This is a genomic window from Mycobacterium sp. NGS11 (assembly GCF_059813315.1).
The window spans coordinates 1-21,896 of sequence record NZ_JCALEJ010000010.1 but is presented as its reverse complement, the minus strand read 5'-3'; the positions used below and the strand labels follow the sequence as shown (position 1 = coordinate 21,896).

Annotated in this window: 20 protein-coding genes and 1 pseudogene; 7 read left to right on the top strand and 14 right to left on the bottom strand. The window is 69.0% G+C overall.

Going from position 1 to position 21,896, the window contains the following annotated elements; genetic code table 11:
* Nucleotides 1–41: 41 nt before the first annotated feature.
* Nucleotides 42–1,409: an HNH endonuclease signature motif containing protein gene (locus tag AC5Y4T_RS13945; protein WP_499953798.1), complete on the top strand. Its 1,368-nt coding sequence runs from the start codon at nt 42–44 to the stop codon at nt 1,407–1,409.
* 3 nt (nt 1,410–1,412) lie between these two features.
* Here AC5Y4T_RS13945 and AC5Y4T_RS13940 read toward each other — a convergent pair whose 3' ends face one another.
* The 5 genes from AC5Y4T_RS13940 to uvrC are packed head-to-tail and all read right to left on the bottom strand — an operon-like array spanning nt 1,413 to nt 7,771.
* Nucleotides 1,413–2,807 (bottom strand): WS/DGAT/MGAT family O-acyltransferase, encoded by a 1,395-nt coding sequence (locus tag AC5Y4T_RS13940; RefSeq protein WP_499953796.1) that lies wholly within the window; start codon nt 2,805–2,807, stop codon nt 1,413–1,415.
* Nucleotides 2,808–2,866: 59 nt separating this feature from the next.
* Nucleotides 2,867–3,844 (bottom strand): DNA-binding protein WhiA, encoded by a 978-nt coding sequence (gene whiA, locus AC5Y4T_RS13935; protein WP_040631623.1) that lies wholly within the window; start codon nt 3,842–3,844, stop codon nt 2,867–2,869.
* Entirely contained in the window at nt 3,841–4,902 is a 1,062-nt protein-coding gene (locus tag AC5Y4T_RS13930) for a YvcK family protein (RefSeq protein ID WP_499953939.1), read from the bottom strand. Before AC5Y4T_RS13930 ends, whiA begins: the two co-directional genes overlap by 4 nt.
* A gap of 8 nt (nt 4,903–4,910) precedes the next feature.
* The gene (gene rapZ / locus AC5Y4T_RS13925; RefSeq protein ID WP_499953794.1) at nt 4,911–5,831 is read right to left on the bottom strand and encodes an RNase adapter RapZ; all 921 of its coding nucleotides are present in this window, start codon (nt 5,829–5,831) and stop codon (nt 4,911–4,913) included.
* A complete protein-coding gene (uvrC, locus tag AC5Y4T_RS13920) occupies nt 5,828–7,771 on the bottom strand; it encodes an excinuclease ABC subunit UvrC (RefSeq protein ID WP_499953792.1) in 1,944 nt (647 codons plus the stop codon). The genes rapZ and uvrC overlap by 4 nt, the downstream gene beginning before the upstream one ends.
* A 100-nt stretch (nt 7,772–7,871) precedes the next feature.
* Here uvrC and AC5Y4T_RS13915 point away from each other — a divergent pair, with 100 nt between their 5' ends.
* The 3 genes from AC5Y4T_RS13915 to AC5Y4T_RS13905 all read left to right on the top strand — a co-directional run bounded on the left by AC5Y4T_RS13915 (nt 7,872) and on the right by AC5Y4T_RS13905 (nt 11,249).
* Entirely contained in the window at nt 7,872–9,053 is a 1,182-nt protein-coding gene (locus AC5Y4T_RS13915; protein WP_499953937.1) for a cupin domain-containing protein, read from the top strand.
* Nucleotides 9,054–9,357: 304 nt separating this feature from the next.
* On the top strand, nt 9,358–10,821 hold the full coding sequence (locus AC5Y4T_RS13910) for a PPE family protein (protein WP_499953790.1): 1,464 nt from the start codon (nt 9,358–9,360) through the stop codon (nt 10,819–10,821).
* 89 nt (nt 10,822–10,910) lie between these two features.
* The gene (locus AC5Y4T_RS13905) at nt 10,911–11,249 is read left to right on the top strand and encodes a hemophore-related protein (RefSeq protein ID WP_499953788.1); all 339 of its coding nucleotides are present in this window, start codon (nt 10,911–10,913) and stop codon (nt 11,247–11,249) included.
* Between the two features lie 32 nt (nt 11,250–11,281).
* Here AC5Y4T_RS13905 and AC5Y4T_RS13900 read toward each other — a convergent pair whose 3' ends face one another.
* The 5 genes from AC5Y4T_RS13900 to AC5Y4T_RS13880 form a co-directional block, all read right to left on the bottom strand.
* Complete coding sequence (locus AC5Y4T_RS13900; RefSeq protein WP_499953785.1) at nt 11,282–11,959, bottom strand: hypothetical protein; 678 nt, start codon at nt 11,957–11,959, stop codon at nt 11,282–11,284.
* An 18-nt stretch (nt 11,960–11,977) separates the two neighbouring features.
* Nucleotides 11,978–12,448, bottom strand: a complete 471-nt coding sequence (locus AC5Y4T_RS13895) for a PH domain-containing protein (RefSeq protein ID WP_499953783.1) — start codon at nt 12,446–12,448, stop codon at nt 11,978–11,980.
* Nucleotides 12,445–12,927, bottom strand: a complete 483-nt coding sequence (ribH, locus tag AC5Y4T_RS13890; protein ID WP_499919728.1) for a 6,7-dimethyl-8-ribityllumazine synthase — start codon at nt 12,925–12,927, stop codon at nt 12,445–12,447. Before ribH ends, AC5Y4T_RS13895 begins: the two co-directional genes overlap by 4 nt.
* Nucleotides 12,924–14,201, bottom strand: coding sequence for a bifunctional 3,4-dihydroxy-2-butanone-4-phosphate synthase/GTP cyclohydrolase II (locus AC5Y4T_RS13885; protein WP_499919727.1), 1,278 nt, complete (start codon nt 14,199–14,201; stop codon nt 12,924–12,926). Before AC5Y4T_RS13885 ends, ribH begins: the two co-directional genes overlap by 4 nt.
* A gap of 184 nt (nt 14,202–14,385) precedes the next feature.
* Entirely contained in the window at nt 14,386–14,991 is a 606-nt protein-coding gene (locus AC5Y4T_RS13880) for a riboflavin synthase (protein ID WP_499953781.1), read from the bottom strand.
* A gap of 118 nt (nt 14,992–15,109) precedes the next feature.
* Between AC5Y4T_RS13880 and AC5Y4T_RS13875 the strand changes: the two genes are divergently transcribed.
* Complete coding sequence (locus tag AC5Y4T_RS13875) at nt 15,110–15,817, top strand: LppX_LprAFG lipoprotein (protein WP_499919723.1); 708 nt, start codon at nt 15,110–15,112, stop codon at nt 15,815–15,817.
* Nucleotides 15,814–17,394, top strand: a complete 1,581-nt coding sequence (locus tag AC5Y4T_RS13870; protein ID WP_499919720.1) for an MFS transporter — start codon at nt 15,814–15,816, stop codon at nt 17,392–17,394. The genes AC5Y4T_RS13875 and AC5Y4T_RS13870 overlap by 4 nt, the downstream gene beginning before the upstream one ends.
* Here AC5Y4T_RS13870 and ribD read toward each other — a convergent pair.
* From ribD to fmt, 4 genes are all read right to left on the bottom strand, one after another.
* Nucleotides 17,391–18,416 (bottom strand): bifunctional diaminohydroxyphosphoribosylaminopyrimidine deaminase/5-amino-6-(5-phosphoribosylamino)uracil reductase RibD, encoded by a 1,026-nt coding sequence (gene ribD / locus AC5Y4T_RS13865; protein WP_499953779.1) that lies wholly within the window; start codon nt 18,414–18,416, stop codon nt 17,391–17,393. The genes AC5Y4T_RS13870 and ribD overlap by 4 nt on opposite strands.
* Nucleotides 18,413–19,111 carry a ribulose-phosphate 3-epimerase gene (gene rpe, locus AC5Y4T_RS13860; RefSeq protein ID WP_499948893.1) on the bottom strand — a complete coding sequence of 233 codons (699 nt, stop codon included), beginning with the start codon at nt 19,109–19,111 and terminating at the stop codon, nt 18,413–18,415. The genes ribD and rpe overlap by 4 nt, the downstream gene beginning before the upstream one ends.
* A 52-nt stretch (nt 19,112–19,163) precedes the next feature.
* A complete protein-coding gene (locus tag AC5Y4T_RS13855) occupies nt 19,164–20,513 on the bottom strand; it encodes an RsmB/NOP family class I SAM-dependent RNA methyltransferase (protein WP_499953935.1) in 1,350 nt (449 codons plus the stop codon).
* Between the two features lie 101 nt (nt 20,514–20,614).
* Complete coding sequence (fmt, locus tag AC5Y4T_RS13850; RefSeq protein ID WP_499953777.1) at nt 20,615–21,562, bottom strand: methionyl-tRNA formyltransferase; 948 nt, start codon at nt 21,560–21,562, stop codon at nt 20,615–20,617.
* A 177-nt stretch (nt 21,563–21,739) separates the two neighbouring features.
* Here fmt and AC5Y4T_RS13845 point away from each other — a divergent pair.
* Nucleotides 21,740–21,896 (top strand): annotated as a pseudogene (locus tag AC5Y4T_RS13845) (SAM-dependent methyltransferase); the annotation flags it as partial.

Here is a 21,896-nt window from a genome sequence, read left to right as displayed (position 1 = left end):
GAGCGGCCGATTTTGTCGGTGGGTGCGGTTAGTTTGACGGTGTGAGTTCAAGTGGCCAGCAGGATGTCGAGGCGGTATTCGACGCGCTCGATGCCGCCTGGGATCGAGCCTGCGCGCTGAACCTCGACGCGCTCGACCCGCAGCAACAGCTGGCGGTATTACAGCGCTGCGAAAAGCAGCGCCGGCGCATCCCGGCCGTCGAGCATCCACTGATCAATTCCCTTGCCCGCCAAGCCCCCTCCCTCGAACTCGGCGGCACAGTGGTCCAAGCCATCGCCGAGGCCACACTGATCAGCCGCACCGAAGCCTCCCGGCGCATCAAAGAGGCACGCGACCTAGGCCCGCGCCACGGCCTGACCGGCGAACCGATCCCACCCGCCCTGGCCGCCACCGCGGCCGCCCAACGCGACGGCACGCTGGGCGCCGGTCAGGTCGCGGTGATCCGCAAGTTCTACCACCAGCTCCCCGGCTGGGTGGACCTCACAACCCGCGAGCAGGCTGAGGCGCGGTTGGCCAAGGAGGGCAGCCGGTTTCGCCCCGAACAACTGGCCGGGCTGGCCAACGCGCTCGCCGACTGCCTCAATCCCGATGGCACCTTCACCGACGAGGACCGGGCGCGTCAGCGCGGCCTGACGCTGGGTAACCAACAGGCCGACGGCATGTCGGCGCTGCGCGGCTGGCTCACGCCCGAAGCGCGCGCCACGCTGGAAGCCGTCTTGGCCAAACTCGCCGCCCCCGGCATGTGCAACCCCCTCGACGACAGGCCCTGTGTGGATGACGCACCCACCCAGGACGCCATCGAGCACGATCCGCGGTCAGCGGGCCAGCGAAACCACGACGCACTCAACACCGCCCTGCGGGCTCTGCTCGCCTCCGGAGAACTGGGTCGGCACAACGGGTTACCGGCATCCATCGTGGTCACCACCACGCTGGCCGAGCTGGAATCCGCCGCCGGGCGCGGCCTGACCGGCGCGGGCACCATCCTGCCGATGAGCGACGTCATCCGTCTGGCCCGCCACGCCCATCACTATCTGGCGATCTTCGACAAAGGCAAGGCGCTGGCGCTCTATCACACCAAGCGCCTGGCCTCACCCGGCCAGCGAATTGTCTTGTACGCCAAGGACCGTGGTTGTAGCGCCCCGGGCTGCACCGTGCGCGGCTATTACTGCGAAGTTCACCACATCACCGACTACGCCAAGTGCCACACCACCGACGTCAACAACCTCACCTTCGCCTGCGGACCCCACCACCGCCTGCTACGCGCCGGCGGCTGGACCACCCGCAAGAACGCCCGGGGTCATAACGAATGGATCCCGCCACCGCGCCTGGACACAGGCCGCCCCCGCACCAATATCTTCCACCACCCGGAAAGATTGCTCCGCGGCGAGGACGACGACGAACCCGATTGACGCCTAGCCATTCTCCCGCGCGGCGGCCTTCTCGAGGTCGGTCAGCGCCGGCTCGATGCGATCGGCCATGTCGTCGATGTCGTTGGCCACCTCGGGCGTCGTCACGAAACCGAAGTCCAGGTAGTCGGTGTAGGAGAAGCAGGTGATGTTCAGCGCAACGTCCATCACCGGCGGCCCGAGCGGCACCAGCGAATCGAGTTTGGCGCCGGCCATATACAGCGGGAACGGCGGGCCGGGGACGTTTGAGACGACCAGGTTGATGGGAGCCAGGTTTCGCGACAGGCCGCTGGCCGTGTAGGCCCGGGCGGCCAGCCCCAACAATCCGGGCGGGGTGGTCTCGGTCAGTCCCATGATCTGGTGCGCCGACAACGCCTTGGCCATCAGCTTGGCGCTCTGGGTGCTTTCGTGGATGGCCCGCAGCCGCTCCCCCGGGTCGTCGACATCGGTGGCCAACGAGACGGTCATCGAGCTGACCTTGTTGCCGACGTCGTCCTTGTCGTCGTCGGTGCGTGTCGAGACCGGGATCTGGGCGATGAGCGGTTTGGCCGGCAGCTCACCGCGCTTCTGTAGGTAGTCGCGCACGGCGCCTGCCACCAGTGCGAGAACGACGTCGTTGAGCTTGACGCCGTAGGCGTCCTTGATGACTTTGGCGCGGGCCAGCTCGACGCGGCAGCCGGTGATGCGCCGGTGCGGCGAGACCGGTGCATTGAAGCGGGTTTTGGGCGCCTCGAAATATCGCGGCGGCCTGCTGCGCACACCCAGGGTCGCGACCTGCTGGCGCACGGTCTGCTCCATCAGCCGCGCGATGCGGAACGGCGTCTTCACGCCAACGTTGATGAGCGCTCCGACGGCGCGCCGCTCCAATCCTGGCAGTTTGAAACCCACCAGCGAACCGACCGTTTCCTGTTGCGGCGCAAGCGGTTCCGGCGTGACGTCCAACAGAATCTCACCCAGACCGGCGCCCGAGACCCCGTCGACGATCGCGTGGTGCATCTTGGTCAGCGTGGCGATCCGGCCGCCCTCGACGCCCTCGATCACCCACATCTCCCACAGCGGCCGGGAGCGGTCCAGCTTGTAGGACATCAACCGACCCACGAGCTCCTCGACCTCGCGACGACCGCCCGGCGCGGGAACGCCGATGCGGCGGACGTGGAAGTCCACGTCCAGGTCTTCGTCTTCGACGAACCAGGGCCGGTCCAGGCCCAGCGGCGCGCCGGTGACCCGCCACCGCAATTGAGGCACCTCGGGCAGGCGCTCGATCAGCAATTGACGCAGGCGCTGAAAGCTGTACTCAGAGCACTCCCTCGGGTCGCAAATCGCCAACGCCCCCACGTGCATGTGCCAGCCGGCGGTTTCTGCCGACCAAAAAGCCGCATCGACACTCGAAAGCCGTTTCATCACCCGACCGTAGCCCCCCGAAGCCCGTCCTCACCAGCAAATGCCCAACAATGACGCGATCAGGCGTCCTCAAGCAAATCCGGCGTGACGGCCGACTCGGTGTCGGGAATACCCTCGACCTTCGCCTTGCGATCGGCCATCGACAACAGCCGCCGAATACGGCCCGCCACAGCATCTTTCGTCATCGGCGGGTCGGCGAGCCGGCCGAGCTCTTCCAGCGATGCCTGCCGGTGCTCGACGCGCAGCTTCCCGGCCGAGGCCAGATGGTCCGGAACGGTGTCGCCCAGGATCTCCAGCGCCCGCTCCACCCGCGCCGCCGCCGCCACGGCCGCCCGCGCCGATCGGCGCAGGTTGGCGTCGTCGAAGTTGGCTAGCCGGTTGGCGGTGGCCCGAACCTCGCGCCGCATCCGGCGCTCCTCCCACACCAGCCGGGTGTCCTGGGCGCCCATCCGGGTCAGCAGCGCCCCGATCGCCTCACCGTCGCGCACCACCACCCGGTCGGCGCCACGCACCTCGCGGGCCTTCGCGCTGACACCGAGCCGCCGCGCGGCGCCCACCAGTGCCAGCGCCGCCTCCGGGCCGGGGCAGCTGACTTCCAGCGCCGACGAACGTCCCGGCTCGGTCAGGGAACCATGCGCCAGGAAGGCTCCTCGCCATGCGGCTTCGGCATCGCCGACGCTGCCGCCCACCACCTGCGCCGGCAGGCCGCGAACCGGGCGGCCGCGATTGTCGAGCAGGCCGGTCTGGCGGGCGAGTGCCTCACCGTCATTGGCCACCCGCAAGACGTATCGGGTGCTCTTGCGAATCCCGCTGGCCGACAACACATGCACGACGGCGTTGTATCCGTAGAGCTCGAAGATGTCTTTGCGCAACCGCCGCGCGACGTTGCCCAGGTCTACCTCGGCCTCGACCACGACGCGACCGCCGACGATGTGCAGCCCGCCGGCGAACCTCAGCAGAGAGGTGACTTCCGCCCGGCGGGCGCTGACCGATTTCACGATGAGGCGGCTCAGTTCGTCCTTGACTTCGGTCGTCATCGCCACGCGTCGTCACCCCTTGGTCCACTGCCGGCCGGCCCGCCCCCGGCTTGTGGGCTTGCACCGTCCACCCGAATATCCGCGGTGGCCGTGACCGGAGACGCTCCCGGCGCTTTACGGGCCGCCCGGACCCCGTCCAGGGCCGCCGCGAGCTTGCCTGGATCATGTAAAGGTGTACCAGGTCTGGCCACGTCGGCGAAGTGGACCTCGGCCGAAAGCAGTGTGGCGGTGCGGCGCAGTTGATCGCGTTCGCGCTCACTGGGCACCCGTTCGGCGTCGATGATGATGTCGTGCACGCTGAATTCCGGTGCGTGCTGGGCGAGCACGTGCAGATGACGCTCGACGGAGAAGCCGGCCGTCTCCCCCGGCTCGGCCACCAAATTGAGCACCAGGGCCCGCCGCGCGGTGGACGCCCGTAACGCCGCCGCCAGTTCGGGCACCAGCACGTGCGGGATCACGCTGGTGAACCACGAGCCCGGGCCCAGCACCACCAGATCGGCGGCCATGATGGCGTCGACGGCCTGCCGTGTCGCCGGCGGGTTGTCGGGCAGCAGCCGCACGCGGCGCACTTTGCCCGGGGTGGTCGCGATCGCCACCTGGCCGCGGATCAGCCGGAACATCCGCGGGTCGCTTTCCAGGCCCGAAACGTCGGCCTCGATCTGCAGCGCGATCGGGCACATCGGCAACACCCGCCCCTTGACGCCGAGGATGCGCCCCAGCTCGTCGAGGGCGGCCACCGGATCGGCCAGCACCTCGGACAGGCCGGCCAGCAACAGGTTGCCGATCGGATGCCCGGCCAGGGCGCCGCTGCCGCCGAACCGGTGCTGCAGAATCGTCGCCCACAGCCGTCCGTGGGGGCTGTCAGATGCCAAGGCGGCCAACGCCATTCGCAGATCGCCCGGGGGTACGACGTCCAGTTCGCTGCGCAGCCGGCCGGAGGAACCACCATCGTCGGCGACGGTGACGACCGCGGTGACATGGGGAGTCAGCCGGCGGGCCGCCGACAGCGTGGCGTACAGGCCGTGTCCGCCGCCCATCGCGACGATGCCCCGGTTCATCGGCTCGGTCATTCGCGGCCCAGATCCCGGTGCAGCACCCGCACCGACAGTTGGGCCTCCCCCTTCTGGGCGTTCAGCAACTGCATCAAAGCCTCGGCGATCGCGACGCTGCGATGCTTGCCGCCGGTACAGCCGATGGCGACCGTCATATAGCGCTTGCCCTCCCGGCGGTAGCCGTCGACGACCAGAGATAGCAATCGATGGTAGGCGTCGAGGAACTCGGCCGCGCCGGGCTGGCTCAATACGTAATCGCGCACCGCCGGGTCCTGGCCGGTGCGTGGCCGCAATTCGTCGACCCAGTGCGGGTTGGGCAGGAACCGCACGTCCATCACCATGTCGGCGTCCATCGGCAGGCCGTACTTGAAGCCGAAGGACTCGACCGTGACGCTGGTGGTCGCGCTGGCGGCACCGCCGAATGCCCGCTCGATGGTCTCGCGCAAGCCGCGTACCGACAGCGTCGAGGTGTCGATGATCAGGTCGGCGGTGGCGCGAACCGATGCCAGCATCCGGCGCTCGGCGGCGATCCCCTCGGCCAGGGTCTGATCGCCCTGCAGCGGGTGGCTGCGACGATTCTGTTCGTAGCGGCGCACCAACATGTCGTCGGATGCTTCCATGAACACGACGCGCGGGGCGATGTTTCGGGTGGCGAGCTCGGTGCGCACCGAGTCCAGATCGCCGGTGAAGCCACGCGATCGCACGTCCATCACCACCGCCAGCTGCGTGATCCGCGAGCCGGCGGCCAGACCGAAATCGACCATCCGGGTGATCAGCTGCGGGGGCAGGTTATCGGCCACATACCAGCCGAGGTCTTCGAGCACCTTGGCTGCGGTACCTCGACCCGCCCCGGACAATCCGGTCACCAGAACGACGTCGATACCGGGCGGGGCGTCCACCGAGTGGCCGCCCGCGAACTCGCCCGGGCCCGTCATTGCGCCGCCTCGGACTGATCGGGTCGCAGCGCCTCCAGGACGGCCGTGGCGGTTGCCACACCGATGCCGGGAACGGCGGTGATCTGGTCGACGGTGGCCTCCTTGAGGCGGGCTATCGATCCGAAATGGCTTACCAACGCCTTACGGCGATGTTCTCCCAATCCTGGCACCGAATCCAGCACCGACGCCGTCATTCGCTTGGATCGCTTGCTGCGATGGTAGGTGATCGCGAACCGGTGCGCCTCGTCCCGGACGCGCTGCAGCAGATACAGCCCCTCGCTGTTGCGCGGCATGATGACCGGGTCGGGCTCCGAGGGCACCCACACCTCTTCCAGCCGCTTGGCCAGGCCGATCACCGCGACGTCGGTGATGCCGAGTTCCTCGAGCACCGCGCTGGCCGCGTTGACCTGTGGCGCACCGCCGTCGACGACATACAGATTCGGCGGGTAGGCGAAGCGGCGAGACTTTCCTTCCGGCGAAAGCATATTCGGGTCGTTTTGTTCACTCAGGTGCCGCGCGAAGCGCCGGCGGGTCACCTCGGCGATCGAGGCGACGTCGTCGGAGCGCCCCTGCCCGGCGGCTTCCCGGATGCCGAAGTGCCGGTAGTCCGATTTGCGCGGCAGACCGTCCTCGAACACCACCAGCGAGCCCACCACGTCGGTGCCCTGCACATGGCTGATGTCCACACATTCGATGCGCAGCGGCGCGTCGGACAAGCCGAGGGCCTCCTGGATGTTCTGCAGCGCAGCGGATCTGGCGGTGAAATCGCCCGCCCGCCTCAGCTTGTGTTGTTGCAGCGCATCTTTGGCGTTGCGCTGCACCGTTTCGGCCAGCGCTCGTTTGTCGCCGCGCTGCGGCACCCGCAGCGCCACCCGGGATCCACGCAAACCGGACAGCCAGCTCGTCAGCTCGTCGGCGTTGGACGGCAGGCAGGGCACCAGCACCTCGCGCGGCACCGGGTTCGCCGATTCGTCTGCGGCACCGCCCAATTCGGCCTGCTCGCCGTAGAACTGGGTGAGGAACTGCTCGACCAGCTGTTCCTCACCGGAATCGCCGGGGTCGGCGGACTTTTCGACGATCCAGCCGCGCTGACCGCGGACCCGGCCGCCGCGGACGTGGAACACCTGCACCGCGGCCTCGAGCTCGTCGTCGGCGAACGCCACCACGTCGGCGTCGGTGCCGTCGCCCAGCACGACGGCCTGCTTTTCCATCGCCCGCTTCACCGCGCCCAGGTCGTCGCGCAGCCGGGCGGCCCGCTCGAAATCCAGCTGCTCGGCCGCGGCGTTCATCTGTTGTTCCAGCTCCCGCGCGAACCGGTCGGTCTTGCCGGACAGGAAGTCGCAGAAGTCGTCCACGATCTGGCGGTGCTGCTCCGCGCTGACCCTGCCGATGCACGGCGCCGAGCACTTGTCGATGTAGCCGAGCAGGCAAGGACGGTCGATCTGCTTGTGCCGCTTGAACACTCCCGCGGAGCAGGTGCGAGCCGGAAACACCCGGGTGAGCAGATCCAGCGTTTCCCGGATGGCCCACGCGTGCGAGTACGGCCCGAAATATCGCACCCCTTTGCGGCGGGGACCGCGATAGACCATCAGCCGCGGGAATTCCTCGTTGAGGGTCACCGCCAGCACCGGATAGGTCTTGTCGTCGCGATAGCGGACGTTGAAACGTGGGTCGAACTCTTTGATCCAGTTGTATTCGAGCTGCAGCGCCTCGACTTCGGTGTTGACCACCGTCCACTCGACCTTGGCCGCGGTGGTCACCATCTGCCGGGTTCGCGGGTGCAGGCTGGAGATGTCGGCGAAGTATGACGTCAGCCGGCTGCGCAGGCTCTTGGCCTTGCCGACGTAGATGACTCGCCCGTGCAGATCCCGGAATCGGTAGACGCCGGGCTCGACCGGGATGGACCCGGGCGCGGGGCGGTAGGTGGCGGGATCGGGCACAGATCCAGGCTAGTAGCCGCCGGTGCGGTGCCCAGAAAGGCGGGGAGCGTGCGGCGCCGGTCTACTGTGGTGCGTACCGGTCGCCACGATGTCTGGGGGGATTACCGTCGATTCCTCGCTAGCCTGGTTGCTGCAGCCCGTCGACGTCGACACCTTCCTCGACGAGATCTGGGCGGTAAGGCACCACCACATCAAGCGATGCCTTCCGGGCTACTTCGACCCGTTGCTGCCCGGCCCTTCGGCGGTCGGCGAGCTCCTCGAACGGGTGCAGCCGGAACCGTCTGCCGTGCGGCTCGTCAAGGGCGGCGAGGACAGGGATCCGGCGACCTACCGCCGCGCCGACGGCGGCTTGGACCCGGTTCTGGTACGCGACGGCCTGGCCGACGGCTACACCATCGTCTTCAACGGGCTCGAGCGGTACTCGCGCACGATCGCGTCGTTGTCGCACTCCATCGAGGTCGAGCTGAACTTCCCGACGCGAGTCAACGCCTATGTCACGCCACCGGAATCGACCGGCTTTGTCCCGCACTACGACCCACACGACGTGCTGGTCCTGCAGATCGAGGGATCCAAGACGTGGCATGTGTCCGACACCGCCGCCGTGCCGCCGCACGAGATCCAGCGGCGCAAGGGGGTGGGGGCGGGCGGACTCGCGTCGTCGACCGACATGCGCATGCAACCGGGCGACGTGCTGTATTTGCCGCGCGGCCAGGTGCATTCGGCCGAGACGCACTCCGAGCCGTCGGTCCATCTGACGATCGGTCTTCATGCGCCCACCGTCCTCACGCTCATCACCCACGCGTTGTACGCGCTGAGTTTGCGTGACCCACGCGTGCACGCGCGCCTGTCGCCGCGACACCTGAATGACGCAACCGCCCGTGCCGGCCTGGGCGGCATCGTGCGGGACAGCCTGCGAGCCGTCGACAATGCCGAGATCCTCAACGAAAGCCTCGACGCGCTGGCCGACGTCTTGGTCCGGCGCGGCCGATGCCCACCGGTCGGGCGGGTCAGCGACACAGTCGGTATCGACGGGCAAACGCTGGTCGCAAAGTATGAACCGCTCTATGCGCGGGTGGCGCGCGTCGATGACCGCGTCGTGCTGCAGTTCGCTCAGCTGTCAGTGGGCGCCGGCGCCGACCATGAAGCGGCGATGCTGTTCTTGGCCGGCAGTAGCGGGCCGTTCCGGGTCGGGGACCTACCCGGGCTGACCGCGGCGCAGCAGGCGGGGCTGGCGCGGACGCTGATCCTGAACGGCTTCCTGGTCCGGCTGACCGATGACTGACAATCTGCTTAGCATCTCCGGTGAAATCCACCATTTATATCCGTATTTGCGGATAATTTCAGCGTAAGATTTGGTAATTGCGGATCGCTATCCGCGCGGTCGCAGTGTTCAGCCGGCCCGTCGCATCAGGTGGACGCGCCGGTTGATCCGCGGGCGCGCTGGCGATGGCGAGCCGCCGCGTAGACCGCCACGCCGCATCGCCGATAACGGTGAAAAGCACTGGGAGCCGGATGAAGCGGCTCGCGCGGCCGGTTCGTCGGGAGGAGCTCAACATGGCAACACGGGCGCAGGTCGGTGATGCCACGTGACCATGCCGATCTGGGCCGCCTTCCCACCCGAAGTGCATTCGGCGGCGCTGTCCAGCGGCCCGGGGCCTGGATCGCTGCTCGCGGCAGAACAGGCGTGGCAGGCCTTGAGCGCCGAATACGACACGGCGGCCGCCGAACTCAGCGACTTGCTGGCCGAGGTGCAGGCGGGGACGTGGCAGGGGCCGACCGCGGAGAAATTCGTGGCCGCGCACGTGCCGTACCTGGCATGGCTCTTGCAGAACAGCGCCGACAGCTCGGCGGCCGCCTTGGGAGCCGACACCGTTGCCGCGGCCTATACCGCCGCGTTGTCGGCCATGCCGACACTGGAGGAGCTGGAGGCCAACCACGCCGCTTTCGCGCAGTTGGTTGCGACGAATTTTCTTGGCGTGAACACGATTCCGATCGCGCTCAACGAAATGGACTATCTGCGGATGTGGCTGCAGGCGGCCACCACCATGGCGATCTATGAAGCGGTGTCCGAAACCGCGCAAACGTGGGTCCCGCCGACCGCCCCGCCCCCGCCGATCCAGCTGGCGAACCCGCCCAACCAAGATGCGGGCGGGGGCGCAGATCAACTGAGCTGGTGGGTCACCCGGGTGCAAGAAGTCGCCCAAGAACTCGACGGGGACCTGAGCCAATCTGGATCCAACCCGTCCACCGTGCTCAACACTCTGATGGGCGACCCGCTGCTCGCCGCCAAGGTCCCGCACTGGGCGGGCGAGGCGCTCTACACGTTCCTTCCCCAGGTGCCGAATTTGATGCAACTCTCATTCGGTCTGATCGCCCCCTCCATCCCCGTCGCGGGTGCCGCGGGTTTGACGGGGTTGGCCGGGCTGGCGGGCGCGCCACAACCGGCCCCCACCCTGCCGGGTGCGGTGGCCGCGCCCGCGCCGGCTCCCTCCCACACCGGAGCGCCCGTCGCGATGGCCCCCGGCCTCGGCGCGCCGGCTTCGACCCCGCCGACCGCCCCGATGCATGCGCCCACCCCGGCGACGGCTTCGGCGTCCGCCGCGGCGCCGGCGCCGCCCGCCCCCGGGGTCCCGGCCGTCAGCTACCCCTACGTGGTCGGCCCTCCGGGCCTCGGGGCCGGCACGAACATGAGTGTCGGGACGCGCGCCGGGCAGAAGTCGCCCGAGCCCGACGCCGTCGCGGCGCCGGCCGTCGCGGCCGCCCGGGATCAGGCCCGGCGCCGCCGGCGCACCAGGCCGGGCCTGATCGACCCCGGTCACCGCTACGAATATCTCGACGACGGGTCCGGGGCACAATTCGCCGACCGTTCGGCGACGGCTTCGGATCGGGGCGCGGGGCGCATGGGGTTCGCGGGCACCGTAAGCGAGGCCGGCGCCACTCCGGTGGGTTTGACCACGCTTGCCGGCGCGTCATTGGATGACAACCCGAGGCTGCCGCTGTTGCCGAGCAGCTGGAGCCCCGACACCGACGAAGGAACGGCAGGTAGTTAGAAGCCCCGCCGGCGTGGACGGCTTTGAATTCCGCCTACCGAGCTTGTGGCTCGACGTTAAAATGAGGCCCCGAGCGAGGAGTCCGATAGATGATGGAGCGCTGGCTAATCGACGTGGCCGCCACCATCGGTGGTCTGGCGCTGGCGTCGACGGCGGGGGCCGGGATCGCATCGGCCGACCCTGATTACGGTCCGATGATCAACACCACCTGTAGTTACGACCAGGCGATGCGGGCCGTGCACGCGGAAAACCCCAGCGCCGCTGAGTACCTCGAGCAGTCGCCGCCGAATCAGCAGTTCTTGCAGCAGTACCTGGCCTCGTCGCCCGACCAGCGGCTGGACCTGCTGCATGCGATCGAGCACAGTCGAGGGGCCGCGCAGGCCATGCCGGTGCTGCGGCAAATGTTGACCGACTGCGTTCGGTACTGAGCGGCTTCCCCCGCCGTAGCCCGCCCCGGTTTCTAGGCGGTGCGCCCGCTGATCTGCGCGAGGCGCTTCGACGTCCAGTCCGCCATGGGGAACCCGGGCTTGTCGTCACAAGCCGACAGCAGCAGGACCGCGCGCGGCAAGGCCGCCAGCCCGTAGTCACAGGTCCAGCCCTGCTGGGTCATGGTCCACACCACCGCGGCGGGCGACGAGGTATCGACGTTGCTGAGGTGCATCGACGACGACTTTCCGTCTCGGGTCACCCCGACGGCTTCGCGGCGGCACTGGGCGATGGCGATGAAACCGTCGACCATCACGTGCCGGACGTCCAGCGGGTCGACATAGATGTCGACCGACTCGCCGTAGGTTGCCGCACCGGCGAAGCGGTAGGCGGACTCGGCGTGCTCGGACGCGCCGGGCGGCCGCAGGGGCGAGTTCTCGAACAGCACCGCCGCCTCGCAATCCGCGGGCTGGGCCATGGTGAAGTAGTTGTCGCCCAACGGAATCGCGGTCGCCGGCCCGAAAGGCGTGTCGTCCCCGGTCTGGAGCAGCAGGTCTTGCGCCCGGGCCATCGGGTGTTTCACGGGCGCAGACGGCGCTTCCTTCGACGGACCGGACGCCCCGACCGCCCGTCCCCCCACCACTACGTTGCACCCACTGAGCGCCAGCATGGCGACGACGGCGAGCGCGGCCGCCCGTGCCTGAAGTGCCATCGGCCGATGGTACAGCGCTCAGTGCGTCTTCAGGTCTGGTCGATAGCGAGCCACCAGCGAACGCACCGTATCCATGGCGTCCACGGCGCGGCCCTTGTCGACGGCCTGGATGGCCATCACCGGTATGTACTCGTCGTCGGGTAAGTCGATCCGCGCCCACCGGTGGCCCACCGGGAACGACACGCCGCCGACATCCGGCCATTCGATCAGCTTGTCCCCCAACAGGTTTCGCACAGAAACACCGGCCGGTCCCACTCGCAGCCGTGGCCGCGCGAACAACAGCACGACGCCGGCGATGACCAGGCCCAGCGCCGCGATCGCCACCTGATCGGAGGTCTGAAAGACCACCCCGGTGGAGCCCACCTTGAGCAGCAGGCCCACCACGATGTGCGCAGCGGCGATGAGGAAGGCCGCCCCGTAAGCGAATAACGGGGTGCGGTGGGGACGCAACACCGCGTCCCAGGTCTCGCGGTCCGGCGGCGACGTCACGACCGAGCGCGCAACTCACGCAGGGTGAGGGCGGCGGACAGGGCCGCCCCGGCCGCCTGGGCCCCCTTGTCCTCGGCCGACGCCGGAAGCCCGGCACGATCCAGCGCCTGCTGCTCGTTGTCGGTGGTCAGCACGCCGTTGGCGACCGGGGTCGAGGCGTCCAGCGAGACCCGGGTCAGTCCCTGGGTTACCGCATCACAGACATATTCGAAATGTGGTGTCTGCCCGCGGATCACGACGCCCAGCGCGACGACGGCATCGTGGTTGCGGGCGAGTTCCTGTGCCACCACCGGAATTTCGATCGCGCCGAGCACGCGGACCACCGTGGGGTCGTCGACACCCGAGTCGGCGGCGACTTTGCGTGCGCCGTCGAGCAGCGCGTCGCAGATCTCGCTGTGCCAGGTGCTTGCCACGATGCCGAGCCGCACACCGGCGGCGTCAAGCGCCGGCATCTCCGGCACGCCCGCGCCACCACTCACAAAGCACCGCCGAATTCACCTGGCAGATGGACGGATTCGTGAAAGTCGTCCAGTCCGGCCAGATCGTGGCCCATCTTGTCCCGCTTCGTCATCAGGTAACGGATGTTCTCCGCGTTGGCGCGCACCGGTAGCGGCACGCGCTCGATGATGTGCAGGCCGTACCCGTCCAGCCCGACCCGCTTGGCCGGGTTGTTGGTCAGCAGCCGCATCGAGCGCACCCCGAGGTCGACCAGTATCTGCGCACCGATACCGTAATCCCTTGCATCAGCGGGCAATCCGAGCTTGAGGTTGGCGTCGACGGTGTCTTCACCGGCATCCTGCAATTGGTAGGCCTGCAGCTTGTGCATCAGCCCGATGCCGCGGCCCTCGTGGCCGCGCATGTACAGCACGATGCCGCGTCCCTCGCGAGCGACCATCGCCATCGCCGCGTCCAGTTGGGGCCCGCAATCGCAGCGGCGTGAACCGAACACGTCACCGGTCAGGCATTCGGAGTGCACGCGCACCAGCACGTCGTCGCCCTCGGAGTTGGGCCCGGCGATGTCGCCGCGCACCAGCGCGACGTGCTCTACCTCTTCGTAGATGCTGGCGTAGCCGATGGCGCGAAATTCCCCGTGCCGCGTCGGAATCCGGGCCTCGGCGATCCGCGCGATGTGCTTCTCGTGCTTGCGTCGCCACTCGATCAGGTCGGCGATGGTGATCATCGCGAGGTCGTGTTCGTCGGCGAACACCCGCAGTTCGTCGGTCTGCGCCATCGCGCCCTCGTCCTTTTGGCTGACGATCTCGCAGATGGCGCCAGCGGGCTGCAGTCCGGCCAGCCGGGCGAGGTCGACGGCCGCCTCGGTGTGACCGGGGCGGCGCAAGACGCCACCGTCCTTGGCGCGCAACGGAACCACGTGACCGGGCCGGGTGAAGTCGTCGGCGACGCTGGCGGGATCGGCCAGCAGGCGCATCGTGGTTGCCCGGTCCGACGCGGAGATCCCGGTGCCCACGCCGCGTCGTGCGTCGACCGTGACGGTGTAGGCGGTGCCGTGCTTGTCCTGGTTGACCGCGTACATCGGCAACAGACCCAGCCGGTCGCAGATGGCACCGTCCAGCGGCACACACAGGTATCCCGAGGTGTAGCGCACCATGAAGGCCACCATCTCCGGGGTCGCCTTTTCGGCGGCGAAGATCAGATCGCCCTCGTTCTCGCGGTCCTCGTCGTCGATGACGATGACGGCCTTGCCGGCCGCAATGTCGGCAACCGCCCTCTCGACGGAGTCCAACCTCGTCATCTTTTGCTACCTCGCCGTTCCCGCTGTCCGGCGGGAACACTGTCGAAACGGCTCACACGAGAAGCCCACGTGTTGCATTCAGTATGAACCACGGGGACGCCCCCGTTATTGCCGCGGCTCGAACAGCGGGACGTCCGCGAAGGCGTTGCGCAGCCGAGTGGGTTGGCAGCGCCGGACGTCGCGACTAGCGGTCCGATTGCATCAACCGCTCGACGTACTTGGCGATGACATCGACTTCGAGGTTCACCGGCGTCCCGACTGCAGCGCGGCCCAAGGTGGTCAATTCGCGGGTGGTGGGTATCAACGAGACTTCGAACCAGTCCCCCGGCTGGCCGCCCAGCCCGGACACCGTCAACGAAATCCCGTCGACGGTGATCGATCCCTTCTCCACGACGTAGCGGGCCACCTCGGCGGGCATCTCGATTCGCACCACTTCCCAGTGCTCGGACGGGGTCCGGGCCATGATGCGCCCCGTCCCGTCGACGTGCCCCTGCACGATGTGGCCGCCCAGCCGGCTGTTCACGGCCGCGGCGCGCTCCAGGTTGACTCGGCTGCCGACCTGCAATTCGCCCAAGTTGGACCGGTTGAGCGATTCGGCCATCACGTCGGCGGTGAACTGACCACCGGGCAACAGCTCGGCGACGGTCAGACACACGCCGTTGACGGCGATCGAATCGCCGTGGCCCGCGTCGGCCGTCACGACGGCGCCGCGAATGGTCAGCCGCGCCGCCTCGGAAAGGACCTCACGAGCAGTCACCTCGCCGAGTTCCTCGACAATGCCGGTAAACATCCTCTCAGGCTAATTGGGCCTCAGGCAGACTGATGAGCAGGGCAAAGACCGCGACCCGGGCGACACCGGCCCCCCGCGTTCACCAGAGCAGTCACCGGCACCCTCTACGATGCACAATATGCAGACCCGCCGCCGTCTATCGGCCGTCATCGCATCCCTTACCCTCGCCACCGCCTTGATCGCCGGCTGTTCGTCGGGCTCCAAGCAGAGCGGCGCGCCGCTTCCCGACGCCACGACCTTGGTCAAGCAGTCGGCGGCCGCCACCAAGAACGTGAAGAGCGCGCACCTCGTGCTGAGCGTTCAGGGCAAGATTCAGGGGCTACCGCTCAAGACGCTGACCGGTGACCTCACCACGGCGCCTGCCACCGCCGCCTCGGGCAACGCGACGATCACTTTGGGTGGTTCCGACATCGACGCCAACTTCGTGGTGGTCGACGGAACCCTGTATGCCGCCCTCACCCCGAACAAGTGGAGCGACTTCGGCAAGGCGTCCGACATCTACGACGTCTCGGTGCTGCTGAACCCCGACACCGGGCTGGGCAACGTGCTGGCGAACTTCAGCAACGCCAAGGCCGAGGGCCGCGACAACATCAACGGCCAGAACACGGTCCGGATCAGCGGAAACGTCTCCGCGGACGCGGTGAACAAGATCGTGCCGCAGTTCAACGCGACGCAGCCGGTACCCAGCACGGTGTGGATCCAAGAGAGCGGTGACCACCAGCTGGTCCAGGCCAATCTGCAGAAGAGCTCGGGCAACACCGCCCAGATCACCCTGTCCAACTGGGGCGAGCCGGTTCAGGTCAGCAAGCCCCCGGTGAGCCAGTGACCGCGGACACCGAGGCCCAACCCGGTCACCAGACCGGGCGCCGCGTAGCGATCAGCGCGGGCAGCCTCGCGGTCCTGCTGGGCGCCCTGGACGCCTACGTCGTCGTGACGATCATGCGCGACATCATGACCGACGTTCACATCCCGATCAACCAGCTGCAGCGCATCACCTGGATCATCACGATGTACCTGCTGGGCTACATCGCCGCCATGCCGCTGTTGGGCCGCGCCTCGGACCGATTCGGCCGCAAGCTGGTGTTGCAGGTCAGCCTGGCGCTGTTCATCGTGGGCTCGGTGGTCACCGCGTTAGCCGGTCACTGGGGCGATTTCCACCTGCTGGTCGGTGGCCGCACCATCCAGGGTGTGGCCAGCGGCGCGCTGTTGCCGGTCACCCTCGCGCTGGGCGCCGATCTCTGGGCGCAGCGCAACCGCGCCGGTGTGCTGGGCGGCATCGGCGCCGCGCAGGAGCTCGGCAGCGTGCTGGGCCCCCTGTACGGGATTTTCATCGTCTTCCTGACCCACGACTGGCGCTACGTGTTCTGGATCAACGTCCCGCTGACGCTCATCGCGATGGTGATGATCCAGTTCAGCCTGCCGTCGCACCAACGGGTCGAGCAGCCCGAAAAGGTCGACCTGGTCGGTGGTGTGCTGCTGGCGGCCGCCCTGGGCCTCGCCGTGATCGGTCTGTACAACCCGCAGCCGGACGGCAAGCAGATTCTGCCGAGCTACGGGTTACCGCTGGTCATCGGGGCGGTCGTGGTGGCGGTGCTGTTTTTGCTCTGGGAACGCTTCGCGCGCACCCGGCTGATCGAACCGGCGGGCGTGCACTTCCGCCCGTTCCTGGCCGCGCTGGGCGCCTCACTGTTCGCCGGTGCCGCGCTGATGGTGACGCTGGTCGACGTGGAGCTGTTCGGCCAGGGCGTGCTGGGCCAGGACCAGGCCCAGGCCGCCGGGCTGTTGCTGTGGTTCCTGATCGCCCTGCCGATCGGGGCGGTGCTGGGCGGCTGGATCGCCACCCGGATCGGTGACCGGATCATGACCTTCGTCGGACTGCTGATCGCCGCCTACGGGTACTGGCTGATCCACTTCTGGCGCCAGGACGTGATGAACCAGAAGCACAACATCTTCGGCGTGTTCAGCGTGCCCGTGCTGCACGCCGACCTGCTGGTGGCCGGCATCGGCCTCGGCCTGGTGATCGGGCCGCTCACCTCCGCCGCGCTGCGCGTGGTGCCATCCGCCCAACACGGCATCGCCTCGGCGGCGGTGGTGGTGGCCCGGATGACCGGGATGCTGATCGGCGTTGCCGCGCTCAGCGCGTGGGGCCTTTACCGGTTCAACCAGATCGTGGCGAACCTGACGGCCGAGATCCCGCCCAACGCCACCCTGTTGGAGCGCATCGCCGCGCAGGGCACGCTGTACCTCAAGGCCTTCGCCCAGATGTACGGCGACATCTTCTTGGCCACCGTCGTGATCTGCATCGCGGGCGCGCTGTTGGGCCTGTTGCTCGGTGGACGCAAAGAGCACGCCGAAGAGCCGGAAATCGCCGAGCCGCAAGCGGTCTCGCTGAGCGAGCGCTAGCCGCTGCGCGGCACCAGGCTGAGCACCACGTCGGGTCCCACCCGGTCGATGCCGTCGAACTGCCAGCGCAGCGCCCGCGCGATCGTGGTGACCCCGACGTCGTCGACCGCGGTGAAAGGGCCGCCCAGCAGGGTCGGCGCGACGTAAGCCAGTATCCGGTTGACCACCCCGGCCCGCAGGAAGGCGCCGGCCAGGGTGGGGCCGCCCTCCAGCAGCACATCGGTGCGGTCCGACACGGCCTTGAGCACCTCTAGCGGGTCGTGCGTGCGGATCAGCATGGTCCGCGAATCGTCGTTGAGAACCTTTGCTTCCGAGGGTATTTCACGCTTCCCGACGACGACTCGCAGCGGTTGCCGGCCGGCCAGTGAGCCGTCCGGCAGCCGGGCGGTCAACGCCGGGTCGTCGGCGAGCACAGTGCCGGTCCCCACCACGATCGCGTCGGCGGCCGCGCGGCGACGATGCAGATCGAGCCGCGAGGCCTCGCTGGAAATCCACTGGCTGGAGCCGTCCGCGGCCGCGCTGCGGCCATCGACGCTGCTGGCGTACTTCCAGGTCAGGTGCGGAAGCCCGGTCCGTTGCTTGTGCAGCCACTCGCGCAGCGGGCCGCCGGTCACCTCGTCGGCCAGCACGCCGGAGTGCACGGGTACGCCGGCTTCCTCGAGGCGGGCCGCTCCACCGGCGGCTTCCGGGTTCGGGTCGGCGACGGCGTACACCACGGTGCCCACCTTCGCGTTCAGCAGGGCGTTGACGCACGGCGGGGTTCTGCCGTAGTGGTTGCACGGCTCGAGGGTGACCACGACGGTGCCGCCGGCCGCCAGTTCACCGGCCCGCCGCAGCGCCAGGATCTCGGCGTGATCGCCGCCGGCCGGTTCGGTGGCGCCGACACCGACCACCTCGCCACCGGCGTCCAAGACGACCGCCCCCACCGGTGGGTTCGGATACGTGGTCCCCTTGACGTGATTGGACTGGTCGATCGCCAGGCGCATCGCGGCGTCAAGGCTGTCGCCCGGCGGAACGGTCATCGACGCAGGTGCGGGGACGCGTCGGCGGCCTGTCGGCGCAACGCGTCGATCGCGGCCCCCGGGTCGTCGGCGCCGTAGACGGCCGACCCGGCGACGAAGCAGTCGACGCCGGCCTCGGCGGCCTGCTCGATGGTGTCCTCGTTGATGCCGCCGTCGATTTCGACCAGGATCGTCAACTCGCCGGCCTCGATGAGCTTGCGCGCGGTGCGCACCTTGCTCAGCACCTCGGGGATGAAGCTCTGGCCGCCGAACCCGGGCTCCACCGACATGATCAGCAGGGTGTCGAATTGCGGCAGGATTTCCAGGTAGGGCTCCAGCGGGGTCCCCGGCTTGACGCTGATGCCCGCTTTGGCGCCGGCGGCGCGGATGTCGCGGGCCACCGCGATCGGATTCTGGGTGGCCTCGGCGTGGAAGGTGACGTTGTACGCCCCCGCCTCGGCGTACGGGGGCGCCCAGCGGTCCGGGTCCTCGATCATCAGATGGCAGTCCATCGGAATGGTGGTGGCGGCCAGCAGGCTCTCCACCACCGGCAGCCCGAGGGTCAGGTTCGGCACGAAGTGGTTGTCCATCACATCGACGTGCAACCAGTCGGCGCCGGTCACGGCGGCGGCTTCGTCGGCGAGCCGGGAGAAGTCAGCGGAAAGGATCGACGGCGCGATCAGAGGCCCCTTCAACGGTTCCGTAGTGCGAGGCATGAGCGCCAGACTACTGAGCCGCGCGGCCCGCTTCACATCCGGCGCGCCCCCACTACCCCGCCTCACGGCGCAGCGCGGCCGCGAACATCGCGTCGGTGCCGTGCCGATGTGGCCAGAGCTGCACGTGCGGCCCGTCGCCCAGGTCGGAGACGGGCTCGAACATCGGCCGGGTGTCCAGCGCGCTCACCGGGTGGCGGCGCAGCGCGTCGGCGACCACGCCGACGGTTTCGGCCAGGTGCGGCGAGCAGGTCGCGTAGAGCACCACGCCGCCGGGACGGGTCAGCGCGATCGCGGCGCCCAGCAACTCGCGTTGCAGCTTGGTCAGCGTGGGCACATCGGCGGGTTGGCGCCGCCACCGGGCCTCCGGCCGGCGGCGCAGCGCCCCCAGCCCGGTGCAGGGCGCGTCGACGAGCACCCGGTCGAACGTCGGTTCCAGACCGGTGTGTCGCCCGTCGGTGCGCAGCACGTCGACCGGCAACCCACGAGTGTTCTCGGCCACCAACTCGGCGCGGCGCGGCGCCGGCTCCACCGCCGTGAGCCGGAACCCGGACCCCGGGTGGTGCTGCACGCCCAGCGAGGCCAGCAGCGCCGTCTTGCCACCCGGCCCGGCGCACAGGTCCAGCCACCGGCCCTCGTCACCGTCGACCGGCGCCAGGGTAAGCGCCCGGGCCACCAGCTGGCTGCCCTCGTCCTGGACCAGCGCCATGCCGTCGCGCACCGGCGCCAGCCGCCCGGGATCACCGCCAGTCAGGTACACCGCGTACGGCGAATAGCGGCCGACCGTCCCGCCAACCGCGTCGGCCAGCTCGGCGGCGGTCAGTGCGCCTGCGCGGGCGGCCAGATGCACCTGAGGCCGTTCGTCGTCGCTGGCCAGTATCGCGTCGAGTTCGGTGGCGGCGGCGCCCAGCGCATCGGCGAAGGCCTGGGCGATCCACCGGGGGTGGGCATGCACGAACGCCGCATGCCCGATCGGATCCTGCGCCGGGTTCGGGGCCAGCTCGGCGACCCAGGACCGCTCGTCGCGCAAGGAAATGGCGCGAAGCACTCCGTTGACGAAACCCGCTCGCGCCGAGTCGAATTCGATTCCGGCCTGCTCGACGGTGGTGGACACCGCGGCGTGCGCGTCGACCCGGGTACGCAGCAGCTGATACGCGCCGAGCCGCAGCAGGTCGAGCAGCACCGGGTCGATGGCTTGCGGCGGGCGCCCGGCCGCCGCGCCGATGACGGCGTCGAGCAGGCCCCGGGTGCGGCAGGTGCCGTAGGTGAGCTCGGTGGCGAACGCCGCGTCGCGGCCCGTGATGTCGCGTTCGCGCAGCAGCGCGGGCAGCGCGAGGTTCGCGTAGGCATCGCGTTCGCTGACCGCCCGGAGCACGTCGAACGCGGCGGCGCGGGCCGGGTCCAGCGGCCGGCGTGATGGTCGGCGGTCCCGTTGCCGGGGCCGGCGGTCGCGCTGCGGCGGCGTGCGTTCCGCCCGGCCGCGCTGCGCTCTGTCGCGCCCGGTGCTCACGTCGCCCGCATCGCGGGGTCGAGCCGAGCCCCGCGCGCCCAGTCGACGGCGTTCATGAATCGCTTTCCAGGCGGCTGAATTTGGCCCAGCCGCACCGGATCGGAACCCGTGCCGATCCAGACACTCTTGCGATCGACATGAATGGCGCCGGGCGGCAAGGGTTCTGAAGGCCCGGGCAGTGCGGGGTCGCGGGAAACGTGCACCGGCCCCAGTTTGATGCGCAGATCGCCGATCAGCGTCCAGGCGCCGGGATTGGGCGTGACGGAGCGGATGCGGCGATCGACGGCCGGCGCAGGCTGGTCCCAGCGCACCCGAGCCTGCTCGACGGTGACCTTGGGCGCGAGGCTGACCCCGTCGGCGGGTTGCGGCACCGGCGTCAGCGTCCTGTCGGCGATGCCGTCCAGCGTGGTGGACAACAGCGCCGCGCCCGAAACAGCCAGTCGGTCAAGCAGTTCCCCGGCGGTGTCGGTCGGCCGGATCGTCTCGGTCACGACGCCGTAGATCGGGCCCGAGTCCAGGCTCGGCTCGATCTGAAACGTCGAGGCGCCGGTGATGCTGTCGCCCGCGGCGATGGCCGCCTGCACCGGGGCGGCGCCGCGCCAGGCGGGCAGCAGCGAGAAGTGCAGGTTGATCCAGCCCCGCGGCGGCACCGCCAGCAGGCCGTCGCGCAGCAGCGCGCCGTAGGCCACGACGGCGCAGCAGTCGGGCGCCAGCCGCGACAGCTCCCCGACGAATTCGTCCGAGTTGGGCCGCGATGGCCGCAGCACCGGAATGCCGCGGTCGAGTGCCTCGCGGGCCACCGGTGACGGCTCCGGCTTACCGCGCCGTCCGGCCGCGGCGTCGGGCCGGGTCAGCACCGCGATCACCTCGTGCCGCGGTGAGTCGATGAGACGCCGCAGCGCGGGCAGCGCGGGTTCGGGAGTTCCGGCGAAGACGAGACGCACCGACCCAGTCTAGGAAGCGGCATGCGCAAGCCGGACCCGCCCAAACCCGCGAATATGCGTGAGTACACTGTTTCTTATGGCTATTATTTCTGGTAGCCATTAACTGCGCGGGTCAGAACCTACCGCGAACTCACGTCGACAACGAGGTCCAGACGCCACCCCCCTAAGGAGGTCTGCATGACCCTCGACGCTCCGATCAACGAAGCATCAGTGGCCGCCACGCATCGCACGGTATGGGCCCTGGGCGACTACGCGCTGATGGCCGAGGAGGTGATGGCCCCCCTCGGTCCCGCCCTGGTCGAAGCCGCCGGCATCCGTCCGGGCCTGCGGGTCC